At 39.3% G+C, this 13,759-nt stretch carries 11 protein-coding genes and 1 other annotated feature; of the genes, 10 read left to right on the plus strand and 1 reads right to left on the minus strand.

Annotated features, from left to right (window positions below):
* The first annotated feature begins 239 nt into the window (after positions 1-239).
* From hemA to ysxE, 8 genes are all read left to right on the plus strand, one after another.
* Entirely contained in the window at positions 240-1,580 is a 1,341-nt protein-coding gene (gene hemA, locus SCI76_RS17105; RefSeq protein ID WP_033579644.1) for a glutamyl-tRNA reductase, read from the plus strand.
* A gap of 14 nt (positions 1,581-1,594) precedes the next feature.
* Complete coding sequence (locus SCI76_RS17110) at positions 1,595-2,428, plus strand: inner membrane protein YpjD (RefSeq protein WP_013059361.1); 834 nt, start codon at positions 1,595-1,597, stop codon at positions 2,426-2,428.
* 13 nt (positions 2,429-2,441) lie between these two features.
* Entirely contained in the window at positions 2,442-3,374 is a 933-nt protein-coding gene (gene hemC, locus SCI76_RS17115; RefSeq protein ID WP_028411729.1) for a hydroxymethylbilane synthase, read from the plus strand.
* A complete protein-coding gene (locus SCI76_RS17120; RefSeq protein WP_407544054.1) occupies positions 3,374-4,147 on the plus strand; it encodes a uroporphyrinogen-III synthase in 774 nt (257 codons plus the stop codon). The genes hemC and SCI76_RS17120 overlap by 1 nt, the downstream gene beginning before the upstream one ends.
* A gap of 17 nt (positions 4,148-4,164) precedes the next feature.
* The gene (hemB, locus tag SCI76_RS17125; RefSeq protein ID WP_014458109.1) at positions 4,165-5,145 is read left to right on the plus strand and encodes a porphobilinogen synthase; all 981 of its coding nucleotides are present in this window, start codon (positions 4,165-4,167) and stop codon (positions 5,143-5,145) included.
* Positions 5,146-5,161: 16 nt separating this feature from the next.
* Positions 5,162-6,451, plus strand: coding sequence for a glutamate-1-semialdehyde 2,1-aminomutase (gene hemL, locus SCI76_RS17130; RefSeq protein WP_013059357.1), 1,290 nt, complete (start codon positions 5,162-5,164; stop codon positions 6,449-6,451).
* A 147-nt stretch (positions 6,452-6,598) separates the two neighbouring features.
* Positions 6,599-7,738: a stage VI sporulation protein D gene (gene spoVID / locus SCI76_RS17135; protein WP_028411727.1), complete on the plus strand. Its 1,140-nt coding sequence runs from the start codon at positions 6,599-6,601 to the stop codon at positions 7,736-7,738.
* Positions 7,739-7,815: 77 nt separating this feature from the next.
* Positions 7,816-8,865: a spore coat protein YsxE gene (ysxE, locus tag SCI76_RS17140; protein WP_013085128.1), complete on the plus strand. Its 1,050-nt coding sequence runs from the start codon at positions 7,816-7,818 to the stop codon at positions 8,863-8,865.
* 11 nt (positions 8,866-8,876) lie between these two features.
* Here ysxE and SCI76_RS17145 read toward each other — a convergent pair whose 3' ends face one another.
* Entirely contained in the window at positions 8,877-9,074 is a 198-nt protein-coding gene (locus SCI76_RS17145) for a hypothetical protein (RefSeq protein ID WP_013059354.1), read from the minus strand.
* A 230-nt stretch (positions 9,075-9,304) separates the two neighbouring features.
* Positions 9,305-9,549: a binding site (T-box leader), on the plus strand.
* Positions 9,550-9,631: 82 nt separating this feature from the next.
* Here SCI76_RS17145 and SCI76_RS17150 point away from each other — a divergent pair.
* The gene (locus SCI76_RS17150) at positions 9,632-12,274 is read left to right on the plus strand and encodes a valine--tRNA ligase (protein WP_034265552.1); all 2,643 of its coding nucleotides are present in this window, start codon (positions 9,632-9,634) and stop codon (positions 12,272-12,274) included.
* A 96-nt stretch (positions 12,275-12,370) separates the two neighbouring features.
* Entirely contained in the window at positions 12,371-13,669 is a 1,299-nt protein-coding gene (locus tag SCI76_RS17155) for a folylpolyglutamate synthase/dihydrofolate synthase family protein (protein ID WP_047749802.1), read from the plus strand.
* Positions 13,670-13,759 lie beyond the last annotated feature (90 nt).

Below are 13,759 nucleotides of genomic sequence, written 5' to 3' on the forward strand. Positions count from 1 at the left end.
ACATGTTTTCAAAGACTGTTCACATTTTTTTTTCGAATGACTTATAGAACATGTTATAATAGTTAGAGATAAGCCGAAGATTACATCTGTGTAATGTCCGCCGGTTTTTACGAATAGTAGAATGAAGAACGCCGGATTTTACGGGCAGTTATCTCACTGTAGCTCTTTGGAAATTTAGGGGTTACTGCCCGTCAAATTCGGATAAATAAGCACATTTCAATTATAGGGGGTATGTACAAATGCATATTATAGCAGTCGGCTTAAACTTTCGAACAGCCCCTGTTGAAATAAGAGAAAAGCTTAGTTTTAATGAGCAAGAACTAGCATCTGCCATGAAAACGTTAAGCGGCCAAAAAAGCATTTTGGAGAACATCATTGTTTCAACATGCAATCGTACGGAAATTTATGCTGTTGTTGATCAATTACACACGGGCCGTTATTATGTAAAAGCATTTTTAGCTGAATGGTTCGGAATAGATAAAGAAGAGTTTTCGCCTTATTTAACGATCTATGAAAATGATGGAGCCATCGAACACTTATACCGAGTAGCATGTGGATTAGATTCAATGGTGATTGGTGAAACACAAATTCTTGGACAAGTGCGTTCAAGCTTTTTGCTTGCTCAAGAAGAAGAAACAATTGGAACGGTTTTTAATCAGCTGTTTAAACAAGCTGTGACATTAGCCAAAAAAGCTCATCATGAAACAGAAATTGGTGCAAATGCAGTTTCTGTCAGCTACGCAGCCGTAGAGCTTGCTAAAAAGATTTTTGGAGACTTATCATCTAAACACGTATTGATTCTTGGTGCGGGAAAAATGGGTCAGCTGGCCGTGCAGAATTTATATGGCAGCGGAGCTAAAAAAGTAACGGTAGTGAATCGAACATTTGAAAAGGCACAGGAGCTAGCAAACCGTTTTTCTGGAGAAGCCAAACCATTTGCTGATCTTCAACATGCTTTAAGCGAAGCAGATATTTTAATTAGTTCAACAGGAGCTAATGACTATGTAGTAACGAAACGAATGATGAGTGAAGCAGAGCGTACGCGTAAAGGTCGTCCATTGTTTATGGTAGACATCGCCGTTCCGCGTGACTTAGATCCAGAACTAGATGAGCTAGAGACGGTCTTTTTATACGATATCGACGATTTAAACGGGATTGTAGAATCTAATTTGCAAGAGCGTCAAAAAGCTGCGGATGAAATTGAAATTATGCTTGAAGCTGAAATTGTTGCTTTCAAGTCTTGGCTTGGTACATTAGGCGTTGTACCTGTTATTTCTGCACTTCGTCAAAAAGCACTTACCATTCAAGCTGAAACGATGAAAAGCATTGATCGTAAGCTCCCAGATTTATCTGAGCGTGAGCGCAAAGTGTTAAATAAACATACAAAAAGTATAATTAATCAACTTCTTCGCGATCCAATTTTACACGCGAAAGAATTGGCTGGAGAGAAACATGCTGAAGAGTCTTTAGAGCTGTTCATGAAGATTTTTAATATTGAACAGGAAGTTGCTTTGCAAAAAGAAAAAGAAGAGCAGCTTCATACATCGATTACGTCTCATTCAGTAGCTTATCAGTCTTAAGTGAGGATTGAATAATGGTTGATATGGAATTAACCAGAATCTATGAATTGATTGTGATTTTATACGCGGTGAGCGTTTTATTATATTTTATTGATTTTGTACAAAATAACCGGAAGGCAAACTCGATAGCCTTCTGGTTACTTTCTATTGTATGGGTTTTGCAAACAGCCTTTTTAATTTTACGAATGTTTGAGACGGGAAGGTTTCCTATTCTTACTGTTTCTGAAGGGCTGTATTTTTACGCGTGGGTGTTAATTACTCTTTCACTTGTGATTAATCGCCTGTTCCGCGTTGATTTTATGGTGTTTTTTACAAATGTGATTGGTTTCTTAATTATGGCTATTCATACGTTTGCTCCACTTGAAACATACACGGCTGTCCAGTCGGAGCGCCTTGTGTCAGAATTATTAATCATCCATATTACCATGGCTATTTTATCTTACGGCGCTTTTTCAGTTTCTTTTGTTTTTTCTGCTCTGTATCTTGTTCAGTATAATTTATTGAAAAAGAAGAAATGGGGCAAGCGCTTGCTAAGAATTGAAGATTTAACAAAGCTAGATTACATGTCCTATGTATTAATTTTAATTGGTGTACCGCTGTTATTGCTTTCGTTAATCTTAGGAATCATATGGGCTTATATTAAATACGTAGATTTTCATTGGTACGATACAAAAGTGTTAGGTTCATTTTTAATGTTTGTTGCATACAGCGCTTACTTGTATGCTAGACTGCGTAGAGGTATTCAAGGAAAGGCAATCGCGATGTGGAATATTGGATTGTTCTTAGTCTTACTTATTAATTTCTTTTTATTTGGCAGTTTATCGAATTTTCACTTTTGGGGTTCGTAATTAGGAGGACAACATGCGAAAAATTATTGTCGGCTCTCGTCGAAGCAAACTTGCGTTAACACAGACCAAGTGGGTCATTGAACAGTTAAAAAAACAAGGTCTTCCTTTTGAGTTTGAAATTAAAGAAATGGTGACAAAAGGGGACAAAATTTTAAATGTAACGCTGTCCAAAGTAGGCGGTAAAGGTCTTTTTGTAAAAGAAATTGAACAAGCCATGTTAGATAAAGAAATTGATATGGCCGTTCATAGTATGAAAGATATGCCGGCTGTTTTGCCAGAAGGATTAACGATTGGATGTATTCCTTTACGAGAAGATCACCGTGATGCGCTTATTTCAAAAAATGGTGAGCGATTTGAGGAGCTGCCAAGCGGTGCTGTGATTGGGACAAGCAGCTTGCGTCGAGGGGCACAGCTTCTATCTATGCGTTCAGATATCGAAATTAAATGGATTCGAGGAAATATCGATACACGCCTAGAGAAATTAAAAAATGAAGATTACGATGCGATTATCTTGGCCGCTGCAGGACTATCTCGTATGGGCTGGTCGAGAGATACGGTCACTCAGTACCTAGAGCCGGAAATAAGTGTTCCTGCTGTAGGACAAGGAGCTTTAGCTATCGAATGCCGAGAAAATGACGATGAATTATTATCGCTTCTTCAAACTCTAAATCATGATGAAACGGCTCGTGCTGTTAGAGCTGAACGCGTATTTTTAAAAGAGATGGAAGGCGGATGCCAAGTGCCGATTGCGGGATATGGGCGTATAGTAGACGGTGGAAATATTGAGCTAACGTCGCTAGTCGCATCTCCTGATGGCAAAACGATTTATAAAGAGCACATTACGGGAAAAGACCCCGTTGCTATCGGTTCAGAAGCTGCTAGTCGCTTAACATCTCAAGGAGCTAAGCTTTTAATTGACCGCGTAAAAGAGGAGCTGGACAAATAATGAGTCATGAGGCTCCTCTTTTTTTGAAAAAAGTTTTGATTACAAGAGAAGCGAAGCAGGCTCATTCATTTGCAGCACAGATTAAAAAGCTTGGAGGCATACCTTTAAGCTTACCAGTCCTCACGTTTGCACGTTCTAACAATGAAAAAGAAGTGGAAGATGTCCTGCTGTCGATTGACTGTTTTGATTGGATTGTTTTTACAAGTCAAAACGGCATTTCTTTTTTCTTTGAATGGCTAAAAGAGTTAAATATCAGTCGGAGTGCTTTAAAAAGATTAAAAGTGGCTGCGGTTGGAGAAAAAACCGCAAAATTGCTGGAAAAATACGATGTTAACGTGCAACTTGTTCCAAAAGAATACGTTGCCGAATCACTTCTTGAGTCGTTAAAAGCAAATGTGTTACATCACGAGCGAGTTCTCCTTGTACGAGGACAATTAGCCCGCTCTGTTTTAAAAGATGGGTTAAAAGAGTGTGAGGTAACGGATTTAGTTGTATATCAGACCATTCGAAATCAAGGCTCTGAACGCTTGGTTAAGCAACATTTAGAAACAGGAATTGATGCCATTACTTTTACAAGTTCTTCTACAGTGAGATTTTTTGTCGAGTTAGTTAAAGATATTCCGAATTGGCTTGAGCTTATAAATGAAACCAAAGTTGTTTGCATCGGTCCTATTACGAGTCAGACAGCGAGCGAATATGGAATTAAGCATCTTGTTCCTAACACATACACAATAAATGGTATGATAGATATGTTGGTTAGTTGTTTTGAATAATAAAGGAGGATTTTAACATGAAAGATTTACAATTTACACGTCATCGTCGTCTTCGTAATTCTGTAAATATGCGTGCGCTTGTACGTGAAACACATTTACATCCGGAAGACTTTATATATCCTATTTTTATTGTAGAAGGTGAACAAAAAAGAAATGCTGTAAAATCAATGCCAGGTGTGGATCAAATTTCTTTAGACTACTTGAATGATGAAATCCAAGAGTTAGTCGATTTAGGAATCAAGTCAGCTATGGTATTTGGTGTTCCCGCTGAAAAAGATGCGGTCGGCTCACAGGCATACCATGACCACGGAATTGTCCAAAAAGGTATTCGTCAAATTAAAGAAAATTTTCCAGATTTTGTTGTTATCGCAGATACATGCTTGTGTCAATACACAGATCATGGCCACTGTGGTGTAATTGAAGACGGAAAAATCTTAAACGATCCTAGCCTTGACTTACTAGCGCGTACAGCGGTTAGTCAAGCTAAAGCAGGAGCGGATATTATTGCGCCTTCAAACATGATGGACGGTTTCGTGGCAGCTATTCGCCACGGTCTAGACGAAGCTGGATTTGAAGATGTGCCGGTGATGTCTTATGCTGTTAAATATGCATCTGCTTTTTACGGACCATTCCGTGATGCAGCGCATTCTTCTCCTCAATTTGGAGACCGTAAAACATATCAAATGGACCCAGCTAATCGCTTAGAGGCACTTCGAGAAGCGGAATCTGATGTCGAAGAAGGAGCAGATTTCTTAATTGTAAAACCAGCTCTATCATATTTAGATATTATGCGCGATGTGAAAAATACGTTTAATTTACCTGTAGTGGCTTATAATGTGAGCGGTGAATATTCAATGATTAAAGCGGCAGCTCAAAACGGCTGGGTAAATGAAAAAGAGATTGTTCTTGAAAAATTAATTAGCATGAAGCGTGCAGGAGCGGATTTAATTGTAACGTATCATGCTAAAGACGCAGCACGCTGGTTATCTGACAAGTAATTAAGGAGGCTTACACATGAGAAGTTATGAAAAGTCAAAAGCAGCTTTTTTAGAAGCGCAGCAACTAATGCCGGGTGGAGTAAACAGTCCTGTTCGTGCATTTAAATCAGTAGATATGGATCCTATTTTTATGGAACGAGGAAAAGGCGCTACGATTTACGATATTGACGGCAACAAATATATTGACTACGTCTTATCATGGGGACCTTTAATTCACGGACATTCCAACGATCAAGTAGTTGAAGCAGTAAAAAAAGTAACGGAATCTGGTACAAGCTTTGGTGCACCAACATTAATTGAAAATGAGCTCGCTAAAGTTGTGATTGAGCGCGTTCCTTCAATCGAAATCGTCCGTATGGTGAGTTCAGGTACGGAAGCAACGATGAGCGCACTGCGTTTAGCGCGTGGCTATACGGGCCGCAACAAAATTTTAAAATTTGAAGGCTGTTACCATGGACACGGTGACTCTCTTCTCATTAAAGCTGGCTCAGGCGTTGCAACGTTAGGCCTACCAGATAGCCCGGGAGTGCCTGAAGGAATCGCTAAAAACACGATTACAGTGCCGTACAATGATTTAGAAAGCGTACAATATGCTTTTAAAGAATTCGGAGATGACATTGCCGGAGTAATCGTTGAACCGGTAGCAGGAAATATGGGTGTGGTACCGCCGCAGCCAGGTTTCTTACAAGGGCTTCGTGATATCACATCAGAATATGGCTCACTGCTCATTTTTGATGAAGTAATGACAGGGTTCCGCGTAGCGTACAACTGTGCACAGGGCTACTACAACATTACGCCTGACTTAACTTGCTTAGGAAAAGTAATCGGTGGTGGTTTACCAGTAGGTGCTTACGGTGGTAAAGCTGAAATTATGGAGCGAGTTGCACCAAGCGGCCCGATTTATCAAGCAGGTACATTATCAGGTAATCCGCTTGCGATGACAGCTGGATACGAGACATTAACACAGCTGACACCTCAATCCTACGATGAGTTCATTCGTAAAGCAGATCGCTTAGAAGAAGGATTGATGGCAGCAGCTGAAAAATATGATGTGCCGTTTACCGTAAACCGAGCTGGTTCAATGATCGGTTTCTTCTTCACAAACGAACAGGTCATAAATTACGAAACAGCGAAAACATCGAATTTAGATTATTTTGCAGCTTACTATCGTGAAATGGCTAATGAAGGCGTGTTTTTACCTCCTTCTCAATTCGAAGGAATGTTTTTATCAACTTCTCATACAGATGCAGACATTGAACATACAATTGCAGCAGCTGAAAAAGCTTTTTCAAAGTTGCGTGGATAAACAGCTAAATAGAAATAACTTTTATAAAGAAGCTTACGGAGGATTCCGTAAGCTTTTTTAGTTTTCAAGACATATTTTAATTTATTTGTTCATACATCTTTAATGACCGCGCTATTACCTGGCGGGTGTTGGAAGGGGGAGAACAATTTGTCGCAGGATAATTTATCATGTCTGCGTTTTTCCGTAGAAGAATCAGTATGGTTTCAAAAAGGACAGGAAGTCTCACAACTTTTGTCTATCTCCTTAGAGCCTCAAGTATCTATTCAAGAATATGACCAATATGTGTCTATTCGAGGAGCATTACAATTAACAGGTGAATACGAAACGTACGAGGGAGAGCACTCGTTACGCGAATATACAAATGAGAATCAAGTGCAATCTATCTCTGTCCGTGAAGACGGAACGGCTGAATTATCACATCAATTTCCTGTTGATATTACCATTCCTAAAAATCGTATTCAAAGTATTGAAGATGTATATGTATCTATTGATTTATTTGATTATGAATTACCAGGCACAAATCAGCTGCAGCTAATGGCTGACTTGTCCATCACAGGATTGTACGGGGAACAGCATGAAGAACAAGAACGAGAAGAAGAGGAAGAGTTTGCGGAAGAACAGCACATCGTCTCCTATGAAGAAGCAGACGATGCTGAAGAGGTATATACTGAAAACTTTGCTCAAGAAGAAGAGAAACAAGAGGAGCAAGAGTTTGACGTAAGCTATCGTGAAGCTCCCGCACTTTTAGAGGCAGAGGCTATTGAAGAAGATCATTCAGAAAAGCCTCCTAGTTATTTTTCATCTGTATTTAAAAAAGAATCTCGTGCTGAGCCGGTCGTGGAATATGAAGAGGAAGCATATGAACCATTTGAAGTCGAAGTGAAAAAAGAGGCACCAATCGAGGAAGAAAGAGAAGACAACGTGATTGAGCTCTTTCAGCTTCGTCAAGAGCAAGAAAGCTTCGAAGAATCGCAAGCTAGTGAATTAAATACGTATGCTGACGTTCAACAAGAGGCTGAGCAAGAAAAGGAAAAGATTATTGTTGAATTTCGGAAAGAAGAAAATGAAAGCGGCCGAAATGAAAACGCCCTTTATTTAACAAAGCTCTTTTCGCGGGAAGAAGAAGCTTTTTCAACGTGGAAGCTTTGTATTGTTCAAGACGGAGATTCGCTTGATACGATAGCAAACCGCTATAATACGAATGTACAAAACATTTTACGAGTGAATAATTTAGGAGATGAATATGAGCTGGAAGAAGGAAGCATCTTAAATATTCCCGTTCGTTAAAGTCGGAAAGAAAACAGTTTTGACGCATATAATGTCTTAACTGTTTTCTTTATTTTTTACGAGGAAGGAGAATATAGATGCAGCGGACAGTAGCAGACTACAAAGTATTGTTAAAAGAATATGACTTAGATGTTGACTTTATCGAAGACTACGGAAAAGTAAAAAAAGTCTATACAAAAACTGGCGTATTTGCGCTTAAAGAAATGGCGAATCATCAAGAGCGAAATCAGAACTTCATTCAAAAGTTGCAGAACGTGTATCAAAAAGGGTGGATGGGCTTTGTCCCTATTTATCAAACGAAGCGTTCTCAGCCCATTGTTTCAGATGAAAGCGGCTCGTATTACTTAATGCCGTGGCTCCCAAATAACCCAACCGAAGAGCGTGATATTCGATATCATAAATTATTTCAAGAGCTTGCTAAGCTTCACGGCGCTTCGGCGCAGGAAGTAGAAGTAAAAAAAGAAGATATAGAAAATCATTATACATCGATGAAAGAAACGTGGGAAAAACGTCAGGAAGAGCTGAAACAGTACGTAGTAGAATGCGAGAAGAAAGTGTATATGTCCCCGTTTGAATTGCATTACTGTACATTTTATTATGAAATGACAAGAGCGCTTGAGTTTGGTTTTGGAAAGCTCGATCAGTGGAACGATGAAATGGAAGAAAAGGAAAAGATCCGGCTAGTTACGTCTCATGGAAAGCTATCGGCTAAACATTTTATCTATGACGAACGGGGAAATGGTTTTTTTATTAACTTTGAACATGCAAAAGATGCTTCACCGATTTATGATTTGGTCTCATTTTATTTCCGTACTCTTCGCACGTACCCAGTAACTACCTATGACAGCTATGAGTGGTTTAGTACGTATGAAAAACATTTTGCTCTCAGAGAAGAGGAAAGACTGCTTTTGCACAGTTATTTAGCGTTTCCAGAGCCCTTGTATCAGTGTATCGTTCAATATAGGCAGCATAAAGAAAGTAAAACGGAGCTTGAACATATGCAGTCATTTATTCGAGCATACTGGCTGACGAAAAACATTGAACAGCTCAATATTAAAATATTTGAAGTAGATCAGCAAAAAAAAATGGCAGCGGAAGCAGCTGCACAAGCCCAAGCGAACGAATAGCGCTTGGGTTTTTAAATCCAGTCCGAATATAAAGCAACCGCTAGTATGGCAAGCAGTGCCAACAACAGTACATCAAAGGTTGTGGGGAAGAATAGTGTACGTATACCTTGAAAAATTGTTAAAGGAACAATAAACTGTCCACAAGCCGCTCCTGCTGTTTTGAGCCACCGCTGCAGCTGATACGAATTTACATTTATTCGTTTCTTCATTTGTACATGCCCCTTTCAATCCACGTGCCCAGGTTAAAGTAAGTATATGAAAAAAGAAAGAAATGGTGCCATTTTTTTGAGCGGACTTTTCATTTTATTTCCAAAATTAGCGAGTGAATGAAAAAATAAAGAGCAGAACAAAAAAATTATGAATATAATCATAAAAAAATGGAGAAGATTATTGACGATTCAACATTTTTTCATATAGTATAATTAAGAGAAATTCATACATAAATACAGTGAATAGGAAGAGTACGGGATGTTCGTCTTTCAGAGAGAGAAATCAGCTGCTGTGAGATTTCTTAAGAATGTGCACTCGGAATGTCGCCTATGAGTAGCTTTTTTGAACAGCTGCATAGCTCAGTAGAAAAAGCCGGTTAATCAACCGTTATGAAATGAAGTGTATAGGCTTATCAAACGGGATACGTCTATAAAAAAAGGTGGTACCGCGAAATCAACTCCTTTCGTCCTTTTATTAGGAAAGGAGTTTTTTTATGTTTATAAAAGCTTTACACAGTTTCTAAAGACTGAAACTTTATATTATGGAGGTATACATTATGTCTGAAAAAGAAGTGACTCTTCCAACGAAGTATGATCCAAAAGCCGTTGAAGAAAATCGTTATCAGTATTGGTTAGACGGGAAGTTTTTTGAAGCAACAAATGACCCTGAAAAAGAGCCATATACAATTGTAATTCCACCCCCAAACGTAACGGGCAAGCTGCATTTAGGCCACGCTTGGGATACAACGTTACAAGACATCTTAACGCGTATGAAGCGCATGCAAGGCTATGACGTTTTATGGCTTCCTGGCATGGACCATGCGGGGATTGCAACGCAGGCAAAAGTAGAAGAAAAGCTTCGCAGCGAAGGGAAAAGCCGCTACGATCTAGGCCGCGAAAATTTTGTAGCCGAAACGTGGAAATGGAAAGAAGAATATGCAAGCTTTATTCGCCAGCAGTGGTCGAAGCTAGGACTTGGCTTAGACTATTCACGCGAGCGCTTCACGCTTGATGAAGGCCTTTCTAAAGCAGTGCGCGAAGTATTCGTAACGCTTTACAAAAAAGGGTTAATCTATCGCGGAGAATATATTATTAACTGGGATCCAGCTACAAAAACAGCTCTTTCAGACATCGAGGTTATTTACAAAGATGTACAAGGTGCGTTTTATCATATGCGCTATCCGTTGGCAGATGGTTCTGGACATATTGAAATCGCAACAACTCGTCCTGAAACAATGCTAGGAGATACGGCTGTAGCTGTTCACCCTGAAGATGATCGCTATAAGCACTTAATCGGCAAAAAGGTTGTCCTTCCGATTGTAGGTCGTGAAATTCCAATCGTAGGCGATGATTATGTAGATATGGAATTCGGTTCTGGTGCGGTAAAAATTACGCCTGCTCATGACCCGAACGATTTTGAAATTGGAAACCGTCATAATTTAGAGCGTATTTTAGTGATGAATCAAGACGGCACGATGAATGACAAAGCAGGTAAATATGAAGGAATGGATCGTTTTGCTTGCCGTAAGCAAATTGTTAAAGACCTTCAAGAAGACGGCGTATTGTTCAACATTGAAGACCACATGCATTCAGTAGGTCACAGTGAACGAAGCGGTGCCGTTGTTGAACCTTATTTATCAACTCAGTGGTTTGTAAAAATGCAGCCGTTAGCAGATAAAGCAGTAGATCTTCAAAAACAAGAAGAAAAAGTAAACTTTGTGCCTGATCGTTTTGAAAAGACATACTTACACTGGATGGAAAATATTCGCGACTGGTGTATTTCGCGTCAGCTTTGGTGGGGACATCGCATTCCAGCTTGGTATCATAAAGAAACTGGAGAAGTATACGTAGATCATGAGGCTCCAGCAGATATCGAAAACTGGGAACAGGATTCAGATGTATTAGACACATGGTTCAGTTCAGCGCTATGGCCGTTCTCAACAATGGGCTGGCCGGATGTGGATGCAGCTGATTTCAAACGCTACTACCCAACAAATGTGCTTGTAACGGGCTACGACATTATTTTCTTCTGGGTATCTCGTATGATTTTCCAAGGTCTTGAATTTACGGGTAAACGTCCGTTTGACGATGTACTTATTCACGGTCTTGTACGAGATGCTGAAGGTCGTAAGATGAGTAAATCACTTGGTAACGGCGTAGATCCAATGGAAGTAATCGAGAAATACGGTGCAGATTCTCTTCGCTATTTCTTATCTACAGGAAGCTCACCGGGACAAGATTTACGCTTCAGCTTTGAAAAAGTCGAAGCGACGTGGAACTTTGCAAATAAAATTTGGAATGCTTCTCGTTTTGCATTAATGAACATGGACGGCATCACATTTGAAGAGCTTGATTTATCAGGCGAAAAGTCAGTTGCGGATAAATGGATTTTAACGCGCTTAAATGAAACGATTGAGCACGTAACAAAATTAGCTGACAAATATGAATTTGGTGAAGTTGGACGCATTCTTTATAACTTTATTTGGGATGACTTCTGCGATTGGTATATTGAAATGGCTAAACTTCCTCTTTACGGAGAAGATGAAGCAGCTAAAAAGACCACTCGCTCAATTTTAGCTTATGTACTTGATAACACAATGCGACTTTTACATCCATTCATGCCGTTTATTACTGAAGAAATTTGGCAAAGCTTGCCGCATGAAGGTGAATCAATTACAGTAGCTAAATGGCCGGAAGTACGCGCTGAGCTTTCGGATAAAGAAGCTGCTAACGATATGCGTTTACTTGTAGATATTATCCGTGCTGTTCGTAACATTCGTGCTGAAGTGAACACGCCGATGAGCAAACAAGTAAAATTATTTATTAAAGCTAAAGATGAAAATATTCAAAGTCAGCTTGAAAAGAATCGTGCGTATGTAGAACGTTTCTGTAATCCAAGTGAGCTTGTGATTTCAACCGATGTTTCATTAGATGAAAAAGCGATGACTGCTGTTGTAACAGGCGCAGAATTAATTTTACCTCTTGAAGGTTTAATTAATATCGAAGAAGAAATCGCCCGTTTAGAAAAAGAATACGATAAGTTAAACAAAGAAGTAGAACGTGTACAAAAGAAATTAAACAACCAAGGCTTTATTGCAAAAGCGCCTGCTAAAGTAGTAGAAGAAGAGCGTGCAAAAGAGCAAGATTACGTTGAAAAACGTGAAGCTGTTCAGTCTCGTATTGCTGAATTACGCGGATAATCAATGGGTTAATAAACCAACAGAAAAAGCGTGGCTTGTATAGCGACGCTTTTTCTTTACATAATAATAGCGATGGAAAAGAAAGGTGAATAAAAGATGATAACGACATATGAAGAAGCGCTTGATTGGATTCATAACAGACTTCGCTTTGGAATCAAGCCGGGGTTAGAACGAATGGAATGGATGCTAGAGCAGCTTGATTTTCCGCAGCAAAATATAAATGCTATTCACGTTGCTGGGACGAATGGTAAAGGTTCTACTGTTTCGTATTTGCGAAATATGTTAGAAGAAGCAGGGTATAAAGTTGGAACGTTTACTTCCCCTTATATCGAAACATTTAATGAGCGGATTAGCGTGAATGGACAGCCTATTTCAAATGAAGCAATGACCGCTCTTGTTCAGGAAGTAAAGCCTGTAGTGGAGCGACTAGAACATACGGACTTAGGGTCAGCTACGGAATTTGAAGTGATTACAATCATGGCTTTTCTTTATTTCGGCTATCATGATTCAGTTGACTATGTTGTGTTTGAAACAGGTCTTGGGGGACGATATGATTCAACAAACGTTGTGAATCCTATGGTGAGTATTATTACAAACATTGGATTTGATCACATGGCGATACTAGGTGATACGGTAGAAGAAATTGCAGCAGAAAAAGCGGGGATTATTAAAAAAGAAGTCCCTATTATTACTGGTGCAGAGCAAGTAAAGGCGCTTGACGTCATTACAGAAGAGGCAAATTTGAAGCAGGCTTCGTTATTTGTGTTAGGAAAAGAATTTAAAATTGAAAACTATGAGCCCTTAGCAAATGGAGAAGGCTTTACGTTAAAAACGCCGTATGGTATATTTGAACACTTGCAATTAAATATGCTTGGCTATCATCAAGTTAAAAATGCAGCTTTGGCTGTGATGGCCGTTTGTTATTTAAAAGAAAAGAAAAAGCTTTCTATCTCCAATGAGCAAATGATAAAAGGGATTCAGCATACAAAGTGGAACGGCCGCTTTGAGATAGTAAATGAGCATCCTTTAACGATTATTGACGGGGCTCATAATGCAGAAGGCATTGATAGCTTGTTATCTACTTTACGCCTTCATTATGAAGATCGAAACATTCATTTAATCTTCAGCTGCTTAAATGATAAAAGCGCTGATCGAATGGTCCAAGAACTTGAAACAATCGCTGCAAGTATTACATTTACGTCGTTTGACTTTCCTCGTGCTCGCGCAGCTGGGGAACTTTATGAGATGAGTACTCATCGTAATAAGCATATGGACGAGGAGTGGAAAAAAGCAATTGCTTACGTAAAGGAAAAGGCGACAGGTGAACAAGACATGGTCGTGATTACAGGGTCTCTGTATTTTATATCAGAAGTGCGGGCCTTTCTTCTCAAATGAGCAGAAGCAGCAAGTGAAATCTTGCTGCTTTTAACATAATGTAAGAAAGGGATACAAATAATAAGGAAGCACTAAGTTCAAAGTATTGTC

It is taken from the genome of Priestia sp. HNGD-A6 (assembly GCF_045784335.1).
GTDB lineage: Bacteria > Bacillota > Bacilli > Bacillales > Bacillaceae_H > Priestia > Priestia zanthoxyli.

Excerpts from the sequence above, each read along its gene's own strand:
- hemA (WP_033579644.1), top strand. The coding sequence starts at position 240 with ATGCATATTATAGCAGTCGGCTTAAACTTTCGAACAGCCCCTGTTGAA.
- SCI76_RS17110 (WP_013059361.1), top strand. The coding sequence starts at position 1,595 with ATGGTTGATATGGAATTAACCAGAATCTATGAATTGATTGTGATTTTA.
- hemC (WP_028411729.1), top strand. The coding sequence starts at position 2,442 with ATGCGAAAAATTATTGTCGGCTCTCGTCGAAGCAAACTTGCGTTAACA.
- SCI76_RS17120 (WP_407544054.1), top strand. The coding sequence starts at position 3,374 with ATGAGTCATGAGGCTCCTCTTTTTTTGAAAAAAGTTTTGATTACAAGA.
- hemB (WP_014458109.1), top strand. The coding sequence starts at position 4,165 with ATGAAAGATTTACAATTTACACGTCATCGTCGTCTTCGTAATTCTGTA.
- hemL (WP_013059357.1), top strand. The coding sequence starts at position 5,162 with ATGAGAAGTTATGAAAAGTCAAAAGCAGCTTTTTTAGAAGCGCAGCAA.
- ysxE (WP_013085128.1), top strand. The coding sequence starts at position 7,816 with ATGCAGCGGACAGTAGCAGACTACAAAGTATTGTTAAAAGAATATGAC.
- SCI76_RS17145 (WP_013059354.1), bottom strand. The coding sequence starts at position 9,074 with ATGAAGAAACGAATAAATGTAAATTCGTATCAGCTGCAGCGGTGGCTC.
- SCI76_RS17150 (WP_034265552.1), top strand. The coding sequence starts at position 9,632 with ATGTCTGAAAAAGAAGTGACTCTTCCAACGAAGTATGATCCAAAAGCC.
- SCI76_RS17155 (WP_047749802.1), top strand. The coding sequence starts at position 12,371 with ATGATAACGACATATGAAGAAGCGCTTGATTGGATTCATAACAGACTT.